Origin of the sequence: Porphyromonas sp. (assembly GCF_030529325.1) — a bacterium.
GTDB lineage: Bacteria > Bacteroidota > Bacteroidia > Bacteroidales > Porphyromonadaceae > Porphyromonas_A.
Window position 1 is genome coordinate 13,853 of the sequence record NZ_JAUMXC010000019.1, and the last position, 23,830, is coordinate 37,682.

At 42.9% G+C, this 23,830-nt stretch carries 22 protein-coding genes and 2 tRNA genes; 12 read left to right on the forward strand and 12 right to left on the reverse strand.

All coding sequences use genetic code 11. The features are described 5' to 3' along the window. Nucleotides 1-7 precede the first annotated feature (7 nt). The 5 genes from Q4A14_RS04545 to smpB all read right to left on the reverse strand — a co-directional run bounded on the left by Q4A14_RS04545 (nt 8) and on the right by smpB (nt 3,855). Nucleotides 8-718: an MgtC/SapB family protein gene (locus tag Q4A14_RS04545; RefSeq protein WP_303170265.1), complete on the reverse strand. Its 711-nt coding sequence runs from the start codon at nt 716-718 to the stop codon at nt 8-10. Nucleotides 719-746: 28 nt separating this feature from the next. Continuing rightward, nucleotides 747-1,661 (reverse strand): dihydroorotate dehydrogenase, encoded by a 915-nt coding sequence (locus Q4A14_RS04550; protein ID WP_303170267.1) that lies wholly within the window; start codon nt 1,659-1,661, stop codon nt 747-749. Continuing rightward, nucleotides 1,661-2,446 (reverse strand): dihydroorotate dehydrogenase electron transfer subunit, encoded by a 786-nt coding sequence (locus tag Q4A14_RS04555; protein ID WP_368492356.1) that lies wholly within the window; start codon nt 2,444-2,446, stop codon nt 1,661-1,663. The genes Q4A14_RS04550 and Q4A14_RS04555 overlap by 1 nt, the downstream gene beginning before the upstream one ends. Before the next feature lie 202 nt (nt 2,447-2,648). Continuing rightward, entirely contained in the window at nt 2,649-3,143 is a 495-nt protein-coding gene (locus Q4A14_RS04560) for a flavodoxin (protein ID WP_303170269.1), read from the reverse strand. A gap of 241 nt (nt 3,144-3,384) precedes the next feature. Next, nucleotides 3,385-3,855, reverse strand: coding sequence for an SsrA-binding protein SmpB (gene smpB, locus Q4A14_RS04565; protein WP_303170271.1), 471 nt, complete (start codon nt 3,853-3,855; stop codon nt 3,385-3,387). Nucleotides 3,856-4,244: 389 nt separating this feature from the next. Between smpB and Q4A14_RS04570 the strand changes: the two genes are divergently transcribed. Then, complete coding sequence (locus tag Q4A14_RS04570; protein ID WP_303170273.1) at nt 4,245-4,706, forward strand: PEGA domain-containing protein; 462 nt, start codon at nt 4,245-4,247, stop codon at nt 4,704-4,706. Between the two features lie 93 nt (nt 4,707-4,799). On the opposite strand, the gene aspS is transcribed toward Q4A14_RS04570, so the two are convergent. Next, a complete protein-coding gene (aspS, locus tag Q4A14_RS04575; protein ID WP_303170274.1) occupies nt 4,800-6,566 on the reverse strand; it encodes an aspartate--tRNA ligase in 1,767 nt (588 codons plus the stop codon). Between the two features lie 184 nt (nt 6,567-6,750). On the opposite strand from aspS, the gene Q4A14_RS04580 reads away from it, so the two are divergent. Next, the gene (locus Q4A14_RS04580; protein ID WP_303170276.1) at nt 6,751-7,473 is read left to right on the forward strand and encodes a 2-phosphosulfolactate phosphatase; all 723 of its coding nucleotides are present in this window, start codon (nt 6,751-6,753) and stop codon (nt 7,471-7,473) included. Here Q4A14_RS04580 and Q4A14_RS04585 read toward each other — a convergent pair. The 3 genes from Q4A14_RS04585 to Q4A14_RS04595 all read right to left on the reverse strand — a co-directional run bounded on the left by Q4A14_RS04585 (nt 7,463) and on the right by Q4A14_RS04595 (nt 9,881). Then, on the reverse strand, nt 7,463-8,236 hold the full coding sequence (locus Q4A14_RS04585; RefSeq protein WP_303170278.1) for an MBL fold metallo-hydrolase: 774 nt from the start codon (nt 8,234-8,236) through the stop codon (nt 7,463-7,465). The genes Q4A14_RS04580 and Q4A14_RS04585 overlap by 11 nt on opposite strands. Nucleotides 8,237-8,268: 32 nt before the next feature. Continuing rightward, nucleotides 8,269-9,306: a UDP-N-acetylmuramate dehydrogenase gene (murB, locus tag Q4A14_RS04590; RefSeq protein WP_303170279.1), complete on the reverse strand. Its 1,038-nt coding sequence runs from the start codon at nt 9,304-9,306 to the stop codon at nt 8,269-8,271. Nucleotides 9,307-9,437: 131 nt separating this feature from the next. Then, entirely contained in the window at nt 9,438-9,881 is a 444-nt protein-coding gene (locus Q4A14_RS04595) for an SPOR domain-containing protein (protein ID WP_303170280.1), read from the reverse strand. A 135-nt stretch (nt 9,882-10,016) separates the two neighbouring features. Between Q4A14_RS04595 and Q4A14_RS04600 the strand changes: the two genes are divergently transcribed. Continuing rightward, nucleotides 10,017-12,092, forward strand: a complete 2,076-nt coding sequence (locus Q4A14_RS04600; protein ID WP_303170281.1) for a S9 family peptidase — start codon at nt 10,017-10,019, stop codon at nt 12,090-12,092. Between the two features lie 497 nt (nt 12,093-12,589). Then, nucleotides 12,590-12,662: transfer RNA gene (locus tag Q4A14_RS04605), tRNA-Gly, on the forward strand. A gap of 390 nt (nt 12,663-13,052) precedes the next feature. Here Q4A14_RS04605 and msrA read toward each other — a convergent pair. Then, nucleotides 13,053-14,162 (reverse strand): peptide-methionine (S)-S-oxide reductase MsrA, encoded by a 1,110-nt coding sequence (gene msrA / locus Q4A14_RS04610; RefSeq protein WP_303170282.1) that lies wholly within the window; start codon nt 14,160-14,162, stop codon nt 13,053-13,055. 108 nt (nt 14,163-14,270) lie between these two features. Here msrA and Q4A14_RS04615 point away from each other — a divergent pair, with 108 nt between their 5' ends. The 8 genes from Q4A14_RS04615 to xpt all read left to right on the forward strand — a co-directional run bounded on the left by Q4A14_RS04615 (nt 14,271) and on the right by xpt (nt 22,426). Continuing rightward, on the forward strand, nt 14,271-14,810 hold the full coding sequence (locus tag Q4A14_RS04615; RefSeq protein WP_303170283.1) for a phosphoribosyltransferase: 540 nt from the start codon (nt 14,271-14,273) through the stop codon (nt 14,808-14,810). Nucleotides 14,811-14,851: 41 nt separating this feature from the next. Next, entirely contained in the window at nt 14,852-15,436 is a 585-nt protein-coding gene (locus Q4A14_RS04620; protein ID WP_303170284.1) for an adenylate kinase, read from the forward strand. A 64-nt stretch (nt 15,437-15,500) separates the two neighbouring features. Beyond that, the gene (gene obgE, locus Q4A14_RS04625; protein ID WP_303170286.1) at nt 15,501-16,667 is read left to right on the forward strand and encodes a GTPase ObgE; all 1,167 of its coding nucleotides are present in this window, start codon (nt 15,501-15,503) and stop codon (nt 16,665-16,667) included. 25 nt (nt 16,668-16,692) lie between these two features. Next, nucleotides 16,693-18,219, forward strand: a complete 1,527-nt coding sequence (gene gltX, locus Q4A14_RS04630) for a glutamate--tRNA ligase (protein ID WP_303170287.1) — start codon at nt 16,693-16,695, stop codon at nt 18,217-18,219. 29 nt (nt 18,220-18,248) lie between these two features. Further along, the gene (locus Q4A14_RS04635) at nt 18,249-19,511 is read left to right on the forward strand and encodes a 3-deoxy-D-manno-octulosonic acid transferase (protein ID WP_303170289.1); all 1,263 of its coding nucleotides are present in this window, start codon (nt 18,249-18,251) and stop codon (nt 19,509-19,511) included. Between the two features lie 29 nt (nt 19,512-19,540). Next, entirely contained in the window at nt 19,541-20,485 is a 945-nt protein-coding gene (locus Q4A14_RS04640; RefSeq protein ID WP_303170290.1) for a DMT family transporter, read from the forward strand. Nucleotides 20,486-20,525: 40 nt separating this feature from the next. Continuing rightward, on the forward strand, nt 20,526-21,845 hold the full coding sequence (locus Q4A14_RS04645; protein WP_303170291.1) for a nucleobase:cation symporter-2 family protein: 1,320 nt from the start codon (nt 20,526-20,528) through the stop codon (nt 21,843-21,845). An 8-nt stretch (nt 21,846-21,853) separates the two neighbouring features. Further along, the gene (xpt, locus tag Q4A14_RS04650) at nt 21,854-22,426 is read left to right on the forward strand and encodes a xanthine phosphoribosyltransferase (protein WP_303170292.1); all 573 of its coding nucleotides are present in this window, start codon (nt 21,854-21,856) and stop codon (nt 22,424-22,426) included. Nucleotides 22,427-22,548: 122 nt separating this feature from the next. On the opposite strand, the gene Q4A14_RS04655 is transcribed toward xpt, so the two are convergent. Together Q4A14_RS04655 and Q4A14_RS04660 are read right to left on the reverse strand one after the other, a co-directional pair. Then, a tRNA-Val gene (locus Q4A14_RS04655) sits at nt 22,549-22,623 on the reverse strand. A 393-nt stretch (nt 22,624-23,016) separates the two neighbouring features. Then, nucleotides 23,017-23,745 carry a hypothetical protein gene (locus Q4A14_RS04660; RefSeq protein ID WP_303170294.1) on the reverse strand — a complete coding sequence of 243 codons (729 nt, stop codon included), beginning with the start codon at nt 23,743-23,745 and terminating at the stop codon, nt 23,017-23,019. Between the last annotated feature and the right edge of the window lie 85 nt (nt 23,746-23,830).

Sequence of the window (23,830 nt, forward strand, 5' to 3'; positions counted from 1 at the left end):
TCTAATATTATCTCTCAATCTTTATGAGTTGGATATCCTCACGTGCACTCAAGACCTTGTGCAACTTGGTGATATCCTCATCACTATTACACCGCAGTTGAAAAACATAAGTACTCATATTTTTATCATTATCGACCTCTATCGAATAATTCTGCATCCTGATACCATGAGCTAGTATATTTTCCTTTATATCAGAACAGTCGTGGATGCGTTCTCTGAACAACAATGTCAATGTCACTTCACTCAGATTGATCTCAAGTCTTGACTTAAGATTTTCGAGAGTAATGAGTATCAACAATACAATAAAAGTGATCAAAAGCCCTGTAATGTACATACCGGCACCGACTGCAAGACCCAATACCGCAGAAACCCATATCAATGCTGCTGTCGTCATCCCTTGAATATGGTTTCCTCGTCCTCGGATTATTGCCCCGGCTCCCAAAAAACCAACACCCGACACAACCTGAGCTGCAATACGGGTAAAATCCCCCATCCCAAATGTATATGGGATATATATTGAACAGAGCATAGCGATACAAGAACCCACAGTTATAAGGGCGAATGTCCTAAGCCCGGCATTGTGATATCGGATCTGGCGGTTATAACCGATCACAACCCCTAAGATGGCACTATAAAAAAGACGTATGGGGATATCCTGAACTTCTATACCTTGATGATATAGAAAAGGGAAAAGGCTGTTTAGTGTATCAAAAGACATAAGATAGTACTGATTGAGATAAAAACAATCAAATTTCTAAGGCACCCACGAGATCATTAATATCAGACACACCATGACGCGTCATATAATCTTCAATGCCGGCCAACACTTTGATCGGAGAAAGAGGATCAACAAAATTATAAGTACCGATTTGAATCGCGGACGCACCACACAAGATGAACTCAATAGCATCCTGCCAGGTACAAATACCTCCCAATCCGACAACAGGTATATTGACAGCCCTAGCCACCTGCCATACCATCCGGAGTGCAATGGGCTTGATGCAAGGGCCTGAAAGTCCACCCGTGATAGTAGATAACTTCGGACGACGAGTTTCAGCATCGACTGCCATACCGAGAAAGGTATTGACCAATGAAACAGCATCTGCACCATTAGCTTCAGCGGCACGTGCCATAGTTGCAATGTCTGTCACGTTGGGAGATAGCTTCACAATCAAAGTCTTGGGATATACCTTCCTGACAGCTTTTACAATGCTTGTAATACCTTCACAAGTAACACCAAAAGCCATGCCACCCTCTTTGACGTTGGGACAAGAGATGTTCAACTCGATTGCCTTTATCTTTTCCAAGCCCGCAATCACCTCTGTAGTCTCAATATAGTCCTCTATGGCAGAACCACTTACATTGACAATAATCTCCGTCCCCAGTTTAGTGGCTTCAGGATAGATATACTCGGCAAAGTAATGAACGCCTTTATTCTGCAAACCAACGGCATTAAGCATGCCTGATGCTGTTTCGGCCATACGGCAAGGTGGATTCCCCTCTCTATGATGTAGAGTGGTACCTTTAGCAAATATGGCACCAAGGCAAGACACGTCATAGACCTTGTCCATCATGATACCATCACCAAACGTCCCTGAGGCTGTAGTCACAGGATTTTTGAGCTCCAAGTCTCCTATCTTTACTTTAAGATTTTTATCCATCACCACAAAAGATCTTGAGTGTTAAAAACAGGACCATCGGTACATACACACTTATGGCCTTTAGTCGTTGGTTCTACGCAGCAAAGACAAACACCCATACCACAAGCCATTATATTTTCCAGGGAAACTTCACATCTGATTGCTCTTGACTTAGCCCACTTTGCCACACTTTTCATCATAGGGGTTGGACCGCATACATACACATCTGAGAACTCCTGTTTGAGAATACTGTGATTTGTTACAAATCCCTTCTCACCCCTCGAGGCATCCTCAGTCGTCAGATGCAATACACCTGAGCCTTCAAACATAGACAGATCCGGAAAAGCATCAATACTACGTCCACCAAGTAGATATATCGGCTCGAACCCCTGACTCTTCAATTTCTGACCAAGGCTGAGCATCGGAGCCAACCCCACTCCACCACCCACAAGGAGCGGACGCTTACCCTGAGGAGCAGAAAATGTATTACCAAGCGGTAGTATAGCATTTATGGTATCTCCTACCCTGGCTTTTGAGAGGTGTTCAGTTCCCCGTCCGGCTACTTGTATGAGCAGCCCTACAACGCTTTCACTACTATAGTATATAGAAATAGGTCGACGCAGAAACACACCGTCGCAACCTTTCACGTGAAGTTCGACAAACTGCCCCGGCTCACAGACCGGAAGAGACATATCATCCTGGGGAGATAACTCCAAAAGAAAAAGTCGGGGAGAGAAATGTTCAACCTTTGTCACAATGAGATCTATGCAAGAGATCTTTGTATCTCGTACTCTTGTGTCCATCATATTATTGAGATCATATTTATTTTGCCTACAAAGATATGAAAAAAGGACATCGTATCGGCCTCTGAGAAGGCTCTCACTCATCACCTTTCGAACAAATAATAAAAAGCGTCCCAAGCACGGATTGTGCTCAGGACGCTTCCACTCATCTATAAAACTCTAATACGCCGAGGACAGATTATTGTCCAAGTCTGTATATCCAATATCAAAGACCCAAAGCTGCGATCCAAGTGCTCATACGGTCATCTGTCTTGTCATCTTCGTTGACCTCGTCACAGCAAAGTCCGACAAGCTTACCGTCCACTTCAGCCTTTGATTCATTATAGCTATATTCTTCCGGAGTATAGGCACCAATGAAAGTACATCCACAACCAGACAATTCTTCGTAGATAATGCCCACAGCATCACAGAAAGTATCATCGTATGCGCTTGAATCACCGCAACCAAAGAGACCAACCTTCTTTCCGGATACATGTCCCTTAAGGTCATTTAGGAAATCAAACCAGTCATCTTGTAGTTCGCCATAGCCCCATGTTGATGAACCTAATAGAAGGACTTCATAGTCACCTGCAGTAGCAGCAGAAGCATTTGCAACGTTATGAACGTCAGCTGCGTCTACACCGAGTTTACCTGCAATTCTATTAGCCAAGTCTTCTGCTGTACCTGTAGCTGAACCAAAGAAAATTCCAATCTTTTTCATAGTGTGATAAAAATCTATTTTGTTGTTATTTGTTACATCGCAAAGCTACATAAGAATACAAGTAACCACAATCCCTATTTATTATCATTCTCACACTGTTTTGTACCTAATGTTTGGTATTAAGATCGAAAAATCCTCAATTAACCCCTACAAGATTAATACATACAAAAAAAAGAAAACGCTGACCGCTCATGAGATACTGTCGGGAGAACAGTTCATCTTTTCACACATACGCGGCAACTCAATACCTTACTTTCTTCACAGCATCCATCTCCCGCCTCTGATCTTTTTCCTTGAGAGAGGCTCTCTTATCATATTGTTTTTTACCCTTGGCGATACCTACCACAAGCTTTGCAAGCCCTTTTTCACTGATAAAAAGCCGTACGGGTATGAGGGTAATCCCGGTATTTTTGGCCTCACTTGAGAGTGTCCGTATCTCACGCTTGTTGAGCAACAGCTTACGATCACGCCTTGGCTCATGGTTGTTATACGTACCATAGAAGTACTCCCCGATGTACATATTTTTCACCCATATCTCACCATTGTGCGCGATGCAATAAGTATCAACGAGCGAAGCCTTACCCAATCGGATGGACTTGATCTCTGTACCGTATAAGACTATCCCTGCAGTATAGGTATCAAGGATCTCGTAGTCAAACGTAGCCCTCTTATTCTTTATTACGACTTTATTATCAAATTTCTTCTTTGCCATTGTGTACTCTCCCTTAGATATCCTTGGAGTTTCTGATAGGCAAAGATACTTATTATTTACAACGTAACCGTAGGCCCTTTTCCGCTCATGAATTTGTCAATGAGGCAAAGAGCCGATATACAATAGAGTATTGGGAAAAAGCCGGAATTAGAGTTCCTCTCCTATTACCCCTTATATCTCATGAAAATGATATGCTTACCTTGACAAGTCAAAGTAGGCATATCGATTCATCAAGGTAGGCACATTGATTTGTACCCTTCTACCACTTTTGGAATCTCACGAAGAAAATAACCGAATAGCCCCACCTTGTCTGCACAGTTTTATTTTATACCTTTATCCCCACAAGAATTAACTACTTATTTCCATTATTCACACTTTAATCAATCGCTATGAAGAAAATTACATTTGTGGCAGCCATCGCGCTGATCTTTACTCTTCTCTTTTCGAGCTGTGCAACCATCTTCACAGGAACAACGGACACTATCAGATTCAATTCCGATCCTCAAGGAGCGACTGTCTATATCGATGGAGTAGAAATCTGCAAGACCCCCTGCACCTATGACGTCCCACGTTCGCTGGCTGACAAACAGCTTGAGGTAAGACTGGATGGCTATGAAGTCAAAGTCCTCACTCTCAGTAGGAAATTCAATACCATGACAGTCCTCAATATCTTCAATGGACTGGTCGGTTGGGCTATCGATGCTGCGACAGGAGCGATGATGCAGTATAGTCGTAAAGGCTATGATATCACTTTGACAAAGAAGATCAAAGAGGTTGCAAAGAATAATCCTTCTGAAATTCACATCGACACTGTCAATAAGGTAGTCGCATTCCACTTAGAGGAAAACTGATATCCGGGGAAGAGGCACCTCCCAAAACAAAACAGAAAGGCTCACCAAACGATAAGTCCGGTGAGCCTTTTCTATATCCTGAACGTATTGAAATTACTTTTCCAATTGAGATAGATCAACCTTAAGGAATAACTCATCAAGCTGCTCTGTATCCAGCACTGAAGGAGCATCAATCATTACATCTCGACCTGAATTATTCTTAGGAAATGCAATACAGTCTCTAATGCTGTTGAGACCTGCAAAAAGGGATACCCAACGGTCAAAGCCATAAGCTATACCACCATGAGGAGGGGCCCCGTACTTGAAAGCATTCATGAGGAAACCAAACTGCTCTTCAGCCTTCTCCTTTGTAAACCCGAGGAGAGTAAACATTTTTTGCTGGAGTTCACTGTCAAAAATACGTATGGATCCGCCACCGACTTCAACACCGTTGATAACCATATCGTACGCATTGGCACGCACCTCCTTGGGATTGGTATCCAAGAGAGATATATCTTCCAACTTCGGAGAAGTAAATGGATGGTGCATAGCATAGAACCTCTGAGTATCTTCGTCCCATTCAAATAGAGGGAAATCCACAACCCATAAGCATGAAAACTTATTTGGATCCATAAGACCGAGACGGCGAGCCACCTCGAGACGGAGTTCTCCAAGTTGTTTGCGAGTCTTCATGACATCATCACCACTGAGGATAAGGATAAGGTCTCCGGACTTCGCTCCCATCGCCTTTGCCATCTCTGAGCGGACTTCATCAGAGTAGAATTTGTCCACACTACTCTTGACAGAGCCGTCTTCCTGTACACGAGCATAAACCATCCCCTTGGCTCCGATCTGAGGCTTCTTGACATATTCTGTGAGTTCATCAAGCTGCTTGCGGGTGTATTCTGCTGCACCCTCAACACATATACCGCCTATGTATGCAGCACTGTCGAAGACACTGAAGCCATGGCCTTTCAAGATACCATCAAGCTCAACAAACTTCATCTCAAAGCGAGTATCAGGCTTGTCTGAGCCATAGTACTTCATTGCATCATGCCATGAGATACGGGGATAAGCCTCAGTTTGTTCTATACCAAGCACCGTTTTGAACAAATACTTAGAAAGACCTTCAAACGTATTCAGCACATCTTCTCTATCCACAAAACTCATCTCACAGTCGATCTGAGTAAACTCGGGTTGCCTGTCAGCTCTTAAGTCTTCGTCACGGAAACACTTCACAATCTGAAAATACCTATCAAACCCTGAGACCATCAACAACTGTTTAAACGTCTGAGGAGATTGAGGAAGTGCATAAAACTCTCCGGCATTCATGCGTGAAGGAACAACAAAGTCCCTTGCACCTTCAGGAGTAGACTTGATAAGCACGGGTGTCTCGACCTCTAGGAAATTGAGACTATCAAGGTAACGTCGTATGATAATAGACATACAGTGGCGTAATTCTAGATTTTTACGCACCACATCTCTACGAAGATCCAAATACCTATACTTCATACGTAACTCATCTCCACCATCAGTCTGATCTTCAATAGTGAATGGAGGGGTGTCTGCCCTATTGAGTACATTGAGAGTGTTTACAGCAACTTCGATTTCCCCTGTTGGGATATTGTCGTTCTTTGCACTACGCTCTGTGACTGTTCCCGTGACTTGAATGACGTACTCACGACCGAGCTCGCCGGCTCTGTGACAAAGCTCTTCACTCTTTTCGTTGCTAAATACAAGCTGTGTCACACCATACCTATCTCTCAAGTCAATAAAGGTCATACCTCCCATCTTGCGATTACGATACACCCAGCCTGCAAGTGTAACTTCCCTTCCTACATCGCTAAGTCTGAGCTCACCACATGTGTTGGATCTGTACATTAGTTTTAATTATCTTAGTTATGAATTTATTATGCTCTTTAATAAGCACAAAGGTAAATAAAATTTACCCTGTTGTTTATTCTTAAACACAATAATTTAAGGCTTCATTAACCGGCATAGATTTATAAAACTTTCCTCACATAGCAATAAATACATATATTTGAAAAATTAAATCAGCACAAAAATGAATACAGTAGATATAGTATTTTCTCCCGAACTCATAGAAGCGTACACCGACAAAACGAGCTTATGTATCGTAATAGACATACTCAGAGCATCAAGTACAATCATCACAGCACTTGCCAATGGAGCTGAAGCAATCTATCCCCTATCTGATATCTCAGAGGCGGAGACAAAGGCAGAGGAAGGTCTACTTGTGGGTGCTGAACGAAATGTATTGAAGTGTAACTTTTCGGCCTTTGGGAATGATCCCGCTGAATATGCTTCGGAAAAAGTAATGGGAAAGTCTATATACTTCACAACCACAAATGGAACCTATACAATCCGTCGCTGCTTAAAATTTGGACACAGTGTAGTCATAGGAGGGTTTATAAATATCAATGCCATTGTACGATCATGCTCGGGGAAAGACGTATTGTGTGTTTGTGCCGGTTGGAAAGGGAAGTTCTGTGTTGAAGATGCTTTTTACGCCGGGGCCATTGTTGAAAGACTTAAGCACAGTCACAAGATCGGCAGTGATGCGGGACGGCTTATGAAAGAAATTTGGGATAGACACAAGAACGAGAAGTTTACCTTCATACAAGACTCCGATCATTACGAGCGTATGACTCGAGCCGGCAAAGAAGATGCGGTACCTTACTGTCTTACAGAAGATATAACGAATACTGTACCAACCGCAACTATCGATGAGGCAGGTATAATAAGCTTGAGAGGAATTAGATATTAAAGGATATAGTCAGACCGTCATAAGCCGGAAAAACGCAATCAGGTAAGATCCGCTCTATCTCCTCGTGACGTCCAAACGTATGAGCAAAGTGAATGAGGTATGTTCGTCGAGGATCGATTTGTTGTATATAATCCAATGTCTCATCAAGACAGAGATGGGAAATGTGAGGGTAGAGACGTAGAGTATTAATGATCAAGGTATCTATGCCCTTGATCTTTTGTAAAGTTTCTTCAGGCAAAGTTTTACAATCTGTGATATAAGCAAGATCTCCAACCTTAAATCCAAGAATTGGCAACTTCCCATGTATCACTCTCAGAGGCTCTACAGTTATGCGTTCGGTCAACCTAAGAGGCTCAAACGGAGCAATGGAGGTCAAATCTATATCGGGTACTCCGGGATACTTATTCTCCGCAAATGCATATGGCATACGAGTCTTGACAGCCTGTATCACATTAGGTTCTGCATATACATGACAAGCACTCTGTTTTCTAAAAAGTGGACGTATATCATCCAATCCTCCCACATGATCATAGTGTTCATGAGTGATAAGGATAGCATTGAGACGATCGACTTTAGCCTTGAGTAGTTGTTCTCTAAAATCAGGTCCACAGTCTATCAAGACTGAATCTTCACCCTCTGAGATAAGAGCCGACACCCTCAAACGACTATCCCTCGGATCTGTAGACATACATGTGTCGCAAGTACAACCAATCTCCGGAATACCGGTAGATGTCCCTGTACCCAAAAAAGTAAGTTGAGCCATACCAAATAAGGAGGTCTTTTCAGTCAGAAAATTTATTTACCAAGAGGCAAATTACTACTCAAGGTCTTCACGAATTTGACTTCAGGATGCAAGCTTATTCCAAATTGCTTCTTTACGGCATCTTGGATCTCAATCGACCACGCAACAACATCCTCTCCCGTAGCTCCACCATGATTTACAATTACTAAAGGTTGTTTTTCGTAACACCCAACACGACCTTTTGCTTTACCCTTGAAGCCACACTGCTCAATAAGCCAAGCTGCAGGGATCTTATAGTGATCTCCGACAGCATAATACGGCACCTTACCATATTTGCCTGTGATACGTTCATAAACAGATGAATCGACAATGGGATTCATAAAAAAGCTACCTGCATTGGGCAAATCCTTAGGATCGGGCAGCTTGGTCTCACGTATGCCTATAACATGCTCTGCAATAGCCTTGGGTGTGAGTTGAGGTATCTCAGAGAGACCTTGAAGACCGGCATAGGAAAGTTGAGGATTGGGGTTCTTTGAAAGCCTCAATTCAATGGCATATATGAAGTAATGTCCCATATTTCGCTCCTTAAACACAGAGTAACGATAGCCATACTTGCACTCCTCACCGGAAAAAGCGCGTAAGCTACCATCCCTAAGGTCCACTGCGTACACTCTTGTGAGAACTTGACATATTTCCACCCCATAAGCCCCTATATTTTGGACGGCGGCAGCACCACAATCACCCGGGATAAGCGCAAGATTTTCAATCCCCCAATAACCTTTCTCGGCTATTTCCATAACCAAATCATGCCACACCCTCCCGGCCTCGACTTGAACCGTAACAGCAGCGTCGTCCTCGGCAACAACCCTCCAATCCTGACCGGTAAACCGAACAATACAACCATTAAAATCTTCTGTAAATAAAAGATTACTTCCTCCTCCTACGATAAGATATGGTTGACTTCGGAAGAACTCGTCTCGGCACAGCCGCTGTATATCTTCCACACTTTCACAAGTAATGAAGTATGAAGCCTTTGCAGAAATTGCAAAGGTATTATTTTGTTTCAAGTCAAAATCCGCTGTGATATGCATGATTACAAACCTATATAGTAAGAACTAAAGGCTAACCATAAGTCTGTATGACCTCATGGCTAGCCTCCAGCAATGTGTAAAATATAGAGAAGCGGTCGATACCGACTCTCTACCTTTGATAGTTTAGTGTCTTAGAATGCTCTTTCAAGAATCCAGGCATCAGAGAAAAGGCTTCTGATCGCGTCACGGCTCTTCACCGCATCAGCCTTGTTGTCAAAGCTGGAAAGGATCACACGATACATGCCCTTTTCATTTTGAGCCAAAAATGCGTGGTAACCCTGAGCTACCATTCTTTCCTTTAGAGACTTTGCATTAGTGATGTTTTGGAAGCTGCCAATAACGACGCTGAATGTACGGAGCTTATTTGCATCCTCACCCTGAGCAGCTTGGACACGCTCTGATCTTGTCGCTTCAGTTGCGACAGGCATCACTTCATCTTGACTTGTAGCACTCTGTGCCACTTCTTGTTGTTTTGCTCTTTCGTATGCTGCACGATATGCGCTTTGTTTAGGCTTACAAGAAGTCATCCCGGCAACCAAAGCAACAGCAGATACCAATAGTAATACTCGCTTCATAAAAGTGTTCATTTGAGGTTTAGAACTCTGTTCTTTAACTGTCCCAAAGGTAATAAAAAAATCTTGTGGTATCACTATTTATTTGTACTTTCGCACTGGTAGTTAAACCTTGATACATCATTAACTCTATAAAGTATGAAAAAGAACACATTTTTTCTAACTATTTTAGCTTTTTTTATGTCGGCGATCACACCTAATATCGCTCAGGCACAGCAAAAAGACTTCACACCGGAAGTTCTTCTTTCGCTCTACCGCATCGGAGGTGCGCAATTAGCACCGAATGGTAAGACCTACCTTTATACAAGGTCTCTCCCATCATTGGAGAACAACAACTCAAATACCGAGATCTGTGTTGGAGATATCAGCAGTCCCGGCACGTCAAAAGTTTTGGTCAGCACCAAAGGGCACTCTCCGGTCTTCCTCGATGACAACACTATCGCCTTCATCTCATCGGAGTCAGGTAAGTCACAGATATGCCTCGTAACACTTGATGGCAACAGACGCACCCTTTCATCATTTGACTTTGATGTTCAAGGCTTCCTATTTTCCCCCGACCGTAGCAAAGTCATTATCATCAGAGAGGTCCCCTTACCATCTATCGTACGCACAGACCATCCGGAACTACCGAAGGCTACAGGAATTATCCTTGAGGACTTGATGTACAAGCATTGGGATGAGTGGGTCACCACAGTCCCACAATCTTTTGTTGCATCCGTAGCTGCAGACCTTACAGTATCCGAAACAACAACTCCGATACTTTCGGAGGAAGAAAGATATGAACTCCCCACCAAGCCTTTTGGTGGTATTGAACAACTTGCATGGTCCAATGATGGCAAGGAGATCGCATACAGCTGTCGTAAAAAAGAGGGTCTTGCTTATGCATTGTCAACCAATACAGACATATATATATACAATACTGAAACTAAAGAGACTCGCAACATCACACAAGGAATGATGGGGTACGATACTGACCCTGCATACTCTCCAGATGGTAAGTATATCACATGGATCAGTATGGAGCGTGATGGTTATGAAGCAGACTTGAAGCGCCTCTTTGCAATGGACCTAAAAACCGGTGAAAAGGTAAACCTCACAGCTCAATATGAATATTACGTAGACCATTATGAATGGCGCAAGGATAGCAAAGCTATCAGGTTCATCACAAACGACATGGGGCTTAGCAATATCTTTGAGCTCAATGTTGCAACGCAAAAAGTTACCCCTATAACTACTTATGATGATGCTGATGTAGTCAGTCTTTCAGGGAGTGACAAGACCATACTCTACGCAGTACAGTCTATGAGATACCCTGCCGAAATACATGCTCTCCAACTAAAAAAGACTCGCAAGAGTAATGGTAAGGATACTCGCCTCACAACAGAAAATGACGACAAATTAAAAGATATACCTAATATCACTATCCAAAAGCGTTGGATCACAACTACGGACAATAAAAAGATGCTCACATGGGTCGTACTTCCTCCTAACTTTGATGCAAACAAAAAGTATCCTGCAATCCTCTACTGCCAAGGGGGACCACAAAGCACCGTGAGCCAATTCTGGAGCTACAGATGGAACTTCCGCACTTTTGCTTCATACGGCTTCATACTTGTCGCTCCTAATCGAAGAGGTGTACCGGGCTTCGGACGAGAATGGAACGAACAGATAAGTGGAGACTATGGTGGTCAAAACATGAAGGATTACCTTGCAGCAATCGACACGGTCAAGGCAGAGCCTTATGTCGATGAAAACCACTTGGGTGCTATGGGTGCAAGTTACGGAGGATTCTCTGTATATTGGCTTGCCGGTCACCACGAAGGAAGATTCAAAGCACTCTTTGCACACGCAGGTATATTTAACCTAGAAGCTCAATATCTTGAAACCGAAGAAAAGTTCTTTGCTAACTGGGATATGGGTGGCCCATACTGGGATAAGAGCAACAAGATTGCACAAAACACTTTTGCTAACTCTCCTCATCGTTTCGTAGACAAGTGGACTGCACCAATCCTTATCTCTCACGGTGAAAAAGACTACCGAATCCTGGCTTCTCAAGGTCTTATGGCATTTGATGCAGCAAAAATGCGTGGTATACCTGCACGAGTACTCCTCTACCCTGATGAAAATCATTGGATACTCAAGCCCCAAAATGGAGCACTCTTCTACAAGGAATTCAACCACTGGATGTCCAAATGGCTAAAGCCCAATAAGTAAAATAAAGTAGAACTATTATTCTCTAGAATAAAAGACCACCCCGAAGCAAAAGACTTTATTGCTTCGGGGTGGTCTTTATTCAGCCTCATCGTTTGAGAAGTGTGAATTACTTAAATCATATAAAGACACAGCAGGGTGTCACAACATCTCAGATACCCCACAAGATTCAGATAGAACTGAATTTTAGTTAGAGAACCTTTTTGATTAGGTTAGACAACCTTCGATCACAAGTTAGACAACCTTTTTCATCAAGTTAGACAACCTTGTTTTGAATAAACCTCAAATAATGAAGAAAGAGGAAAGGACTTCTTAAGGCAGACGTGAGGCAGATGAAACGTTAATCCTTTTGAGCACAAAAAAGTATTTTCTCAATCTACCAGATTGACAATCACTTAGAAGAGGACAATAAAAATTCTCATAGTGAATTACGAAAATTACCCACCAAACTCTTGCACAGTCTCAAAAAATGTCGTTACTTTGCACACGTAAAACAAAACGCGGAAGTAGCTCAGTTGGTAGAGCATAACCTTGCCAAGGTTAGGGTCGCGGGTTCGAGTCCCGTCTTCCGCTCTATAAAGCCCTTGACAGACATCTGTTGAGGACTTTTTGTTTGTACCGTGATTTATCGGTATAAAAAACGCCCCATGCCGAAATTGATCGACACAGGACATTTTATCATTCATAGATCGGAGTGCTTTAAGGGGCTTGACCCTCCTGAGAACCCTTCTACCCCAATACTCCATTTTTCCTACTTCCATACATAACAAAAGCTGAGGATAGTGGGATGAGTACAGCATCAACGCCAAAGCTCAGTACGAAATTGGCATCTTCCACAGCTAACAGCCACTCAGGCCTCTAAAAGAAAGGAAGAAGTATCACGCAAACACTGCACAGAGCAACCATAAAGGGTATTAGTTCGGTTTTTACCCTTAAATTGCTTCCAAATGATACACAACCAAGTTACTTTTTACTCTTTTTGTTGAAGAGACTCTCATATTCTCCATACCCTTTAGCCTTCAGGCTATCCTTGGGAATGAAGCGCAGAGAGGCACTGTTGATGCAGTATCTAAGCCCCCCACGTTCGGCTGGTCCATCATTGAATACATGTCCAAGATGAATATCCGCATCTTGACTCCGAACTTCGGTACGGATCATGCCATGTGTTTTATCCAACTTATTGTAGACAGTCTTATCACCTATAGGCTTTACAAATGCCGGCCAACCACAAGAAGAATGGAACTTATCAAGAGAAGAGAACAAAGGTTTTCCACTGACGACATCCACATATATCCCCTCCTCATCAAAGTCCCAGTACTCATTTTCAAATGGTCTTTCTGTACCATTCTCGAGAGCGACATGACGCTGAAGAGGATTCAGTTTTGATATAGCAATCTCTCGAGATGTCATTCCGGGGGCATCAGTTCTCAATCTCTTATCATTTTCAAAGTAATTTGCAGGACACTTTGCAGTCTTCGCCAAGTAAAACATCTCACGAGGCACGTGACAGTATCCACCGGGATTTTCGACCAAATAATCTTGATGATAGTCCTCTGCCGGATAGAAGTTTTTCAAAGGGAGCACCTCTACGACTACAGGCTTTGAGAATCGTTTTTGCAATTCTTTCAAACTCTGTTGGATGATATTGATATCGCTTCTATCTGTAAAGTAAATACCCGTACGATACTGTGTCCCTACATCTCCTCCTTGCTTGTTGAGCGATACGGGGTCAATGATCTTATACAACATCTCCAAGAGAAAAGATAGAGAGGTCTTTTCACTGTCATACTTGAGATGAACAGCTTCGACAGCTCCGGTCCTTCCGGAGCATACTTCTCGATAAGTTGGTTTTTCTATAAGACTATTAGCATAACCAACACTTGTAAAGGTCACGCCATCGATCATCTTGAAATAATGTTCGACTCCCCAAAAGCATCCCCCTGCTATATAAATTTCACGTTCCATAGTTTTACGTTTCGTAGTTTTTACCAGCTTGGCTCCAAATGTAGTAAATATACCGAAGATTCCACATATTGTGAGTGCAAATAAAGTAAGTCTTAAAATCTTGTTCATAGCGATAACGATTGATGTTATGTTTAAAATAATAAATTGGCCTGCTATTATCTTGATTAAGTTTTCGTACCTTTGTCAGACTTCTTTTATTTCTAAAACATAGGGAATATGAAAAGAGTTCACATAAAAGATCGTGACTTTGAATTATACTTAAAATATGAAACGTTGAGTCCGGAGATAGCTCGAGTGGCTCGCGAAATAAAAAGAGACCTCGCGGACAAGAATCCATTGTTCGTATGCATACTGAATGGAGCTTTCACATTTGCAGCCGAGCTCATGATTGAGCTGAATGACAAGTACGAACTAGCATTTGCAAAGTACTCCTCTTACAAAGGGATGGAGTCTACAGGAAACCTTACTGAAGAGGTGGCTCCTGAAGTAGACATGAATGGTCGCACCATAGTCATCATAGAGGACCTCGTAGACTCAGGGTTTACTCTACATAAGATAAAGGAATTGTACTTTGAACGTGGAGCTAAGGACATCAAGATCGCAGTCATGTTGTCCAAGCCGGATGCTCCCAAAGCCGTGGATGTGCTCCCTGACTATGTTGGGATGGAGATACCTAACGACTTTATAGTTGGACACGGTCTCGACTATGACGGACATGGTCGCATGTATAAAGATATATATAAGGTGTGTGAGTAATCTTACTCGCAGGCTATTATCCTAATATCCAATATCATTATATGTTTAACATAGTTGTTTTTGGAGCCCCCGGCTCAGGCAAAGGGACCCAAAGTGATGCGATAAAATCGCACTTCAATCTCTATCATATCTCTACAGGAGATGTATTGAGACAAGAGATTGCCTTAGGCACTGATACAGGAAAAATTGCCAAAGAATGCATAGACGCCGGACAGCTTGTACCGGATGATATCATCATAGAGGTCCTTGCTCATGTACTTGACAAACTTGACCATCAAGATGGTGTGATCTTCGACGGCTTTCCACGTACTGTCGTGCAAGCAGAGGCACTGGATAAAATGCTCGGAAGGCGTGGACAAAAAGTGGATGCTCTCGTGGATCTTCAAGTCCCCGAGGATCTATTGGTGGAACGACTCCTCAATAGAGGAAAGATATCAGGCCGTTCGGATGATAACGAAGAGGCTATACGCCAGCGTCTCGAAGTGTACAGATCTCGTACGATACCTGTAATGGAGTATTACAAGGCTATGGGCAAGCATATACCTATAAATGGTGTAGGTGATATCAACGAAATATCTCAAGGAATCATAACATCTCTTGAGACAAAGCTTAATAAAAGGAACTAACAGCATCCCATAGATTGTCTTACATCTCGGGGTATTTGAGACAAATTAGAGACAAGTATTATTTATGGCAGAGTCCAATTTTGTAGACTACGTCAAGATATATTGCCGATCCGGTAAAGGCGGACGAGGGTCATCGCACTTTCGTCGTGAAAAGTATATCCCCAAAGGAGGTCCGGATGGAGGTAATGGTGGCCGTGGAGGGGATGTTTACCTACGTGGCAACCGCAACTATTGGACACTCCTTCACCTCAAGTATGATCGCCACATCTTTGCAACTAACGGAGAGCCCGGCAGTGCCAAAAACTCCTCGGGAAAAGATGGGGAAGACGTGTATATAGATGTACCTTGTGGCACAGTTGTATATAATGCTGAAACCGGTGACTATATATGCGATGTAAAAAACGATGGAGAAGTAATACGTCTGCTCAAGGGAGGAAAAGGAGGCTTAGGCAATACAAACTTTAAGACCCCGACAAATCAAGCTCCACGCTATGCACAGCCGGGAGAGCCCTATGAGGAAATGGTTGTGGTCCTTCAGCTAAAACTCCTCGCAGATGTAGGGTTGGTAGGTTTCCCGAATGCCGGAAAATCAACACTGTTGTCGATAGTCTCGGCAGCCAAACCAAAGATTGCAAACTACCCATTCACAACTCTTGAACCTAACCTTGGTATTGTAACCTACAGGGACGACAGGTCCTTTGTTATGGCTGATATACCGGGTATCATCGAAGGTGCTGCAGAGGGAAAAGGCCTGGGGATAAGATTCCTTCGACATATCGAACGCAACTCTGTGCTCCTTTTCATTATCCCGGCAGACACAGATGACATAGCAAAAGAGTACAATATCTTACTCAATGAGCTTGAGCAGTACAATCCTGAGCTCATGGGAAAGAATAGAGTGTTGGGCATATCTAAAGCTGATCTAATAGATGATGAGCTCGAAGATATGCTCCGCCCCACTCTACCTGACGGTATACCTACAGTCTTTTTCTCCGCGGTAACGGGCAAAGGAGTGCAAACACTGAAAGACCTTATCTGGTCAAGTATCACAACAAACAACTTTCATGATGTTTCACCTATCGTTCGTCGTAATCTTCACTTAGGGATCTCTGAGGGCATTGACGACGATGATCTTATGGGCTCTGTCTACTATGAAGAATATGAAGATGAAGACTTTGAAGACGAAGATGCAGGTGGAGTGATGCTTGATGAAGATGGCTTTGAAGGATAAGCAACAAACAGAATTTAGAAATATCATGTCAAAAAATATGAGCAAAGTCAGAGTAAGATTTGCCCCAAGTCCGACCGGCCCCCTTCACATCGGAGGAGTACGCACGGCTCTATATAATTATCTATTTGCAAAACAACATGGTGGAGATCTCATCCTCAGAATCGAGGATACAGATTCAGCACGCTTTGTTCCCGGAGCAGAGGAGTATATTATTTCATCTCTCGAGTGGCTGGGAATAAAGTTTGACGAAGGTGTTTCATATGGAGGTGATTTTGGCCCATACCGTCAGAGTGAGCGTAGAGACATCTACAGGAAGTATGTTGATCAGCTCTTTAGGGAGGGATTAGCTTACAAATCATATGATACTCCGGAGGAGTTGGATGCCAAACGTAAAGAAGTAGAGAACTTCCAATACGATGCTCATACACGTATGGGGATGAAAAACTCCTTGACTCTTACAACTGAAGAGTGCCAAAAACTTGAAGATAATGGAGTGCCCTATGTCGTACGTCTAAAGATTGAATCTGGACAAGATATCATAGTCAACGACATGATTCGTGGGGAAGTTTGTATCAACTCATCCGTACTCGACGATAAAGTGTTGTATAAATCCGTAGATGACCTACCAACATACCATCTCGCAAATATTGTCGATGACCATCATATGGAGGTGACGCATGTCATCCGTGGAGAAGAATGGATATCATCAGCACCTCTTCACGTCCTCTTGTACAGAGCCCTCGGATGGGAAGATACCATGCCGAAATTTGCCCACTTGCCACTACTACTGAAACCGGAAGGGAACGGTAAGTTAAGTAAGCGCGATGGTGATCGCCTTGGATTTCCGGTGTTCCCTCTTGAATGGGTTGCACCGGATAGGGCCGTGAGTTCAGGTTACAGAGAAAGCGGCTACCTGCCGGAAGCAGTGGTTAACTTCTTGGCACTCCTCGGATGGAATCCCGGGGATGATACAGAAATGATGTCAATGGACACACTCATTGCGAAATTTGACCTCGGACGTTGTAGCAAAAGCGGTGCGAAGTTTGACTATGAAAAAGGCAAGTGGTTCAATCATAAGTATATCCAAGAGTATTCTCTTGAGCATCTTGCTGAAGCATGTTTACCCTACTGCCAAAAAGCAGGTTTGGGAGTAACACCTGAACGTTTGACATCAGCTCTGGCACTAGTACGAGATCGCATTACTCTTCTTCCGGATGTGGTGGACCAAGTGAGCTTTTTATTTTCAGCTCCTACAGAATACGACGAAAAGACTGTACAGAAGAGATGGAAAGCTGAAACACCAGCCCAAATACAGTCAGCATGTGAAATGCTTGAAGCACTAGAAGATTTTAGCTCGGTAAATCTTGAGGTTCAATTGAAAGAATGGATCGAGTCCAACGGATACGGTATGGGAGCCGTAATGAACGCATTACGCCTTGCTCTTGTTGGAGCTTCTAAAGGCCCACATATCAATGACATCATGTCATTCTTGGGCAAAGAAGAGACGATATCCCGACTTCAACGCAGTATATCAACAATTACTATCAGCTGAAGATAGGTATCAAAGATGCTCTTTCATCTATGAAAACCCTATTTATGAACATCTACGACATGACACTGAAGATATACTTCGGTGTCATTCGTCTTATATCTTCGCGTCATCGAAAAGCACGGTTGATGACAGAAGGAAGAAAAGGATTGTTAGAGAATCTGAAAGAACATAGACAGCCTGGTGATCGCTATATCTGGATACACGCATCTTCGCTAGGTGAGTTTGAACAAGGACGCCCGCTTATCGAAAAGATCAAGAGTCAACACCCGGAGTACAAGATATGTCTAACATTCTTCTCTCCCTCCGGCTACGAAGTCCGCAAAGACTATAAATTGGCAGATATTGTAACATATATGCCATATGATACATCAAAGGAGCTTAAATCTTTTATCAACATCCTTGCACCAGAAAAGGTGATATTCATAAAATATGAGATTTGGCTAAATACCATGTCCTATCTGAAAGCTTGTAACATCCCGACCTATCTTATCTCTGCAATCTTTCGTCCATCACAAATATTTTTTCGACCCTATGGGCAAATATTTAGAGATGCACTGAAGTCGTATTCTTGGATATTTGTTCAAAACGAAGAATCATTGTCCCTGCTGAAAAATATAGGCATACAAAAACTATCTATCGCAGGAGACACACGTACAGACAGGGTGTGGGACATAAAAAACAATGCCCAAAGTGATGACATAGTAGCCAGATTTGTCGAGGAAGCTCATAACAATGACCAAGTCATATTATTAGCGGGCAGTTCGTGGGAACAAGATGAAAAAGTGTACCTACCAGCCTGCTTGAAGAATGACAAGATACGTACGATAATCGTTCCTCATGAGATCACAGAGAAACATATCCGAGGTATCAAAGAAAGCGTACCGACCGATATAAAGGTAGGACTTCACACTCAAATAAATTCTCCTGAAGATTCAAAAAACATTGACATACTCGTGGTAGATCGTATGGGGTTGCTATCCTCTCTATATAAGTATGTCGATATCGCATATATAGGAGGAGGATTTGGCAAAGGGATCCATAATATCCTTGAGGCAGCAGTATACAATCTACCAATACTATTTGGGCCTAACTTTCATAGATTTATGGAAGCCAACGAGTTGATTCGAAGAGGAGCAGCATTCCCGATACAAAATACCGAAGATGTTACAAAAGAACTTCAACGGCTGACAGATGATATTTATCGCACAAAAACCGGTGAATTGTCTGGAGAATATATCCGCTCCAATCTCGGATCAACGGAAATCATACTGAGAAGTATTTTCGAAAGATAAACTCTTAACGATTATAATAGAAAAATCCTATGAGTTTTCTCAACATAGACAAATCCAAAGCTCTTGGGCATCTTGCGATTCTAGGTGCCAACGTCATGTTTGCTGTCAATATACCGATAGCAAAAACTCTTGTCGGACCGGAGGGTATTCACCCTTTGGCAATCTCATTCACGAGATTTACGGGTGCTATGATATGTTTTTGGCTCATATCACTCTTTCTTCCTAAGGAAAAGGTAGACAGAAAAGACCTTATCAAACTTTTCTTCGCAGGGCTATGTGCAGTCGGCATCAATCAGGTCCTCTTTGCCATAGCCTTAGAATATACAACACCACTGGACATAGCACTTATCAATACAACCGGTCCCATCTTTACTCTACTTATGGCTACGATCTTTCTTAAAGAGCCTCTCACTCCTCTCAAAAGTATTGGCGTAGGACTTGGAGCCGTAGGAGCTATATGGCTTGCCCTTCTCTCTAATAGTGCAGAAAGTATGGGAGGGACGAAAGACATCCGAAGCATCGGGATTCTACTCGTTGCAATCAGTGTACTTGCCTACGCAGTATACCTCACGGTTTTCAAGGATGTCATCAACAAATATCACCCCATTACACTTATGAAGTGGATGTTTACCTTTGCGTTTATCCTCACGACACCTTTTTTCCTTCCGATGCTGTTAGAGGCTGATCTAGGTTCGAGATCTCCGGAATTTCTGATGAGATTAGGCTACGTTGTTATATTCGCCACCTTTTTTGCCTATCTCCTTATCCCTGTGTCACAAAAGCGGCTACGCCCAACAGTTGTCAGCATGTATATCTACATACAACCTCTAATAGCAGGCTTAGTGTCCATCATTGTTGGCATGGATGTCTGGCATTGGAACAGGGTTCCGGCCATGCTCTTAATCTTTGTCGGAGTGTATTTAGTGACACAAAGTAAAAGCAAAAAGGATCTCAGAGGACTACAAAAGAGCTAAGCCCGATAAACAATTTATCCCACAACCTATACTCTATCTTATGAGCAAAACACCATCAACAGATCTAATTTATGCAGTAGATGACAGGCCACCATTCAAAGATGCTCTTTTTGCTGCACTTCAGCATCTTTTGGCCATTTTTGTTGCAATCATAACGCCTCCACTAATCATTGCAGATGCATTGTCTCTTGACCCTGAGACCAAAGCCTTCCTGATCTCCATGGCTCTCTTTGTGTCCGGGATTTCGACATTTATTCAGTGCCGAGGTGTAGGTGGCATAGGAGCAAGGTTACTATGTGTACAAGGCACGAGTTTTTCATTTATCAGTCCCATCATAAGTGCCGGCCTTGCAGGAGGCCTGCCACTAATCTTTGGATGTACCATCGCAGCAGCTCCTATAGAAATGATTGTGAGCCGAGTGTTCAAGTACGTCAAACACATCGTCACTCCTATAGTATCAGGTACCGTCGTACTTCTCATCGGGCTATCTCTCATCAAAGTAGGCGTTGTTGCTTGTGGAGGCGGATTCGACGCTATGGGAGATGGGACTTTCGGACATTGGCACAATCTTCTTGTGGCCGGATCTGTATTGGTATCTGTTCTCTTCTTTAATAAGATGAAGAATAAGTATCTCCGCATGAGTTCGATTGTTCTCGGTATAGTAGTTGGATATGTCGTTGCCATGTCACTCGGCATGGTAGACTACAGTCTCATCGAGGGTGCAAAGACATGGAAACTCAATGCACCTCTACCCTTTAAGTATGGTTTTGACTTTGAATGGGGTCACTTCATAGCCCTTGGTATCATATACTTGATTACCGCCATTGAGGCTTCCGGAGATGTCACAGCCAACTCCATGATATCAGGGCTAAAGATAAGTGGTGACAGCTACCTCAAAAGGATTTCTGGTGGAGTTATGGCTGATGGATTCAACTCTCTACTCGCCGGGGTATTCAACTCTTTTCCTAATTCCATATTTGCTCAAAACAACGGCATCATCCAGCTCACCGGGGTTGCCAGTCGTTATGTAGGTTATTTCATAGCAGCCATGCTGATCATCCTCGGGCTATTTCCCCAAGTTGGTGTTATCTTTTCGATGATGCCGGATCCGGTTTTGGGTGGTGCGACTCTGCTTATGTTTGGGACAGTTGCAGCAGCAGGTATCCGTATACTTGCATCTCAGGAGATCGATCGTAGGGCCATCATGGTCATAGCTCTCAGTTTGTCTATGGGTCTCGGAGTCGAACTTGTACCGGAGATCGTCAAAGCCTTACCCGAAGGTATTCGTGGCATCTTTGCATCCGGGATATCCACAGGTGGAATCGTGGCGATCCTTGCCAACTCAATCTTCAGAAAATAAATCAAGTTATGGAACTTCTCAAAAGACGTATAAAGCAAGACGGAAAATGTTTTTCCGGAGGCATCCTGAAAGTAGACAACTTCATCAATCATCAGATGGATCCTGATCTGATGTATGAGATAGCGCTCGAATTTCAACGCCTCTATAAAGACTCCGGAATCAACAAAATCGTGACCATAGAGGCCAGTGGCATAGCACCTGCTATTATGACAGGGTACGTGATGAAGCTCCCTGTGGTATTCATCAAGAAAAAGCAACCCAAAACAATGGAAGATATAATCTCTACCACCGTGCACTCATTTACTAAGGATAGAGATTATACTGTATGTATATCCAAGAGCTTCCTGACTCCTGAGGACAAGGTGCTCTTCATTGACGACTTCCTTGCCTTTGGCAATGCAGCTCTCGGCGCAAAAAACCTTATAGATCAAGCCGGTGCGACGGTGGTCGGCATGGGATTTATCATCGAAAAAGCTTTTCAGGACGGAGGCAAAGTCCTGCGAGATCTTGGCATAAGGGTCGACTCACTGGCTATCATAGACTCGCTGGAGAATTGCTGTATCTCATTCCAAAAAGACTAAGAAATAACATACACAACCCAATCACTATTACCGACAAAGTTTGCTTTGTTGGTAATTCCTTTTTATAAAAAGAAAGCGAGAAGCGTACCATAATGAGACTACGCTTCTCGCTCTTACTTAAGTGAACCTTGGCGGACTCGAACCGCCGACCCCTACCCTGTCAAGGTAGTGCTCTAAACCAACTGAGCTAAAGATTCATCATCGCAAAGGTACTGAAAAGCTATCATTCGACCAAAGTTTGCGGAGATAAAATTGTCCTATTTGGCATGAATACCTCAACTCGGAGAGTGTTTAGGAGAAGATAATCCCTAAAAATCGGGGGCTTCTCCTATGAAAGTCTAAAAAGTTGTCTAAGTTGATCAATCAAGGTAAGGAACTTTCGATCGAAAGTTCCTTACCTTGATTTTGCCCCTTCATGATCTTTGTGCTTGATCTTATTTTGTGTGATTTGATCAGGATTCAAAACTCCCCCATCGAGGAGAACAGCTAAAACTTAATAGGGTGTGTAGTAAGAATCCTACACACCCTATCTGATCCAAATACTTTTAGTTGAAAGAGGCAGTAGCATCACGCTCTAAGCCTTACCATCGTCATACCTTAACAAAGTAAGTTATCATATCATAGACACCCTTGGCATCAGGAAATTTCTTGATCTCACCCTCTGACAATTCACGAGTTTTAGTGGAATTAATGAGATAATGTCCCGGCCAAAGAGGTGTAAATGACAGCAATCCCTCAGGGAAACGATAATAGTTTTTGCTCCATCCATTGTCTCCCAGTATATTCACCTTGATCCCCTTGTAATTGCCGTCCTCTGTAGCCACAGGAAACTTTGTTTCTCCACCAACACGCAAAGGAACTTGTATCGGTGGCAGGAATGTTATACCTTGATCAAAAGGACTTTGATGTGTAAGACCGGCTTCAGATGTGCCGACATGCACCCACGCTATAGATTGGTAATGCAACTTAGATCCATGCCAAAGCTGTGGCACCCAACAGTCATAATGAATGCGATACCAGCCCTCTTCGTTGGGAATAAATGAAGCCGTATAGCAGGGGTCTGCCGATTTAGGAGTAAGTTTTATCACTTTACCGGAAGGTGTCAAGACCTCCCATGTTCCCTGATCCATACCGGCTAACCACCCTTTGAGAGGAGTACGATCGGCCATTGAGAATTCACCAAAATAAAGAGAAACAGAGTGTTCCTTTCCGAGTTCAGCCTTAGTAGTCGTTTCCAACCACATTGTATGTGCATTGGCAACATTGCTTGTAAAGATCAGTAGTGTTGCAATAATAAATAATTTGAATTGTTTCGTCATAATATAATTCTATTGGTTCTTGGGTAAAAATACGATACTGTCCTAAAAAAGTGTGTAAGCCCCATTAGTCCTTAACTTTGAGGTA

Coding starts and splice junctions, on each gene's coding strand:
- gltX (WP_303170287.1), top strand. CDS start 16,693: ATGTCAAAAAATATGAGCAAAGTCAGAGTAAGATTTGCCCCAAGTCCG.
- Q4A14_RS04550 (WP_303170267.1), bottom strand. CDS start 1,661: ATGGATAAAAATCTTAAAGTAAAGATAGGAGACTTGGAGCTCAAAAAT.
- aspS (WP_303170274.1), bottom strand. CDS start 6,566: ATGTACAGATCCAACACATGTGGTGAGCTCAGACTTAGCGATGTAGGA.
- Q4A14_RS04580 (WP_303170276.1), top strand. CDS start 6,751: ATGAATACAGTAGATATAGTATTTTCTCCCGAACTCATAGAAGCGTAC.
- Q4A14_RS04645 (WP_303170291.1), top strand. CDS start 20,526: ATGAGCAAAACACCATCAACAGATCTAATTTATGCAGTAGATGACAGG.
- Q4A14_RS04640 (WP_303170290.1), top strand. CDS start 19,541: ATGAGTTTTCTCAACATAGACAAATCCAAAGCTCTTGGGCATCTTGCG.
- Q4A14_RS04615 (WP_303170283.1), top strand. CDS start 14,271: ATGAAAAGAGTTCACATAAAAGATCGTGACTTTGAATTATACTTAAAA.
- murB (WP_303170279.1), bottom strand. CDS start 9,306: ATGCATATCACAGCGGATTTTGACTTGAAACAAAATAATACCTTTGCA.
- Q4A14_RS04660 (WP_303170294.1), bottom strand. CDS start 23,745: ATGACGAAACAATTCAAATTATTTATTATTGCAACACTACTGATCTTT.
- Q4A14_RS04560 (WP_303170269.1), bottom strand. CDS start 3,143: ATGAAAAAGATTGGAATTTTCTTTGGTTCAGCTACAGGTACAGCAGAA.
- Q4A14_RS04585 (WP_303170278.1), bottom strand. CDS start 8,236: ATGGCTCAACTTACTTTTTTGGGTACAGGGACATCTACCGGTATTCCG.
- Q4A14_RS04635 (WP_303170289.1), top strand. CDS start 18,249: ATGAAAACCCTATTTATGAACATCTACGACATGACACTGAAGATATAC.
- Q4A14_RS04595 (WP_303170280.1), bottom strand. CDS start 9,881: ATGAAGCGAGTATTACTATTGGTATCTGCTGTTGCTTTGGTTGCCGGG.
- msrA (WP_303170282.1), bottom strand. CDS start 14,162: ATGAACAAGATTTTAAGACTTACTTTATTTGCACTCACAATATGTGGA.
- smpB (WP_303170271.1), bottom strand. CDS start 3,855: ATGGCAAAGAAGAAATTTGATAATAAAGTCGTAATAAAGAATAAGAGG.
- xpt (WP_303170292.1), top strand. CDS start 21,854: ATGGAACTTCTCAAAAGACGTATAAAGCAAGACGGAAAATGTTTTTCC.
- Q4A14_RS04600 (WP_303170281.1), top strand. CDS start 10,017: ATGAAAAAGAACACATTTTTTCTAACTATTTTAGCTTTTTTTATGTCG.
- Q4A14_RS04545 (WP_303170265.1), bottom strand. CDS start 718: ATGTCTTTTGATACACTAAACAGCCTTTTCCCTTTTCTATATCATCAA.
- Q4A14_RS04620 (WP_303170284.1), top strand. CDS start 14,852: ATGTTTAACATAGTTGTTTTTGGAGCCCCCGGCTCAGGCAAAGGGACC.
- Q4A14_RS04555 (WP_368492356.1), bottom strand. CDS start 2,446: ATGATGGACACAAGAGTACGAGATACAAAGATCTCTTGCATAGATCTC.
- obgE (WP_303170286.1), top strand. CDS start 15,501: ATGGCAGAGTCCAATTTTGTAGACTACGTCAAGATATATTGCCGATCC.
- Q4A14_RS04570 (WP_303170273.1), top strand. CDS start 4,245: ATGAAGAAAATTACATTTGTGGCAGCCATCGCGCTGATCTTTACTCTT.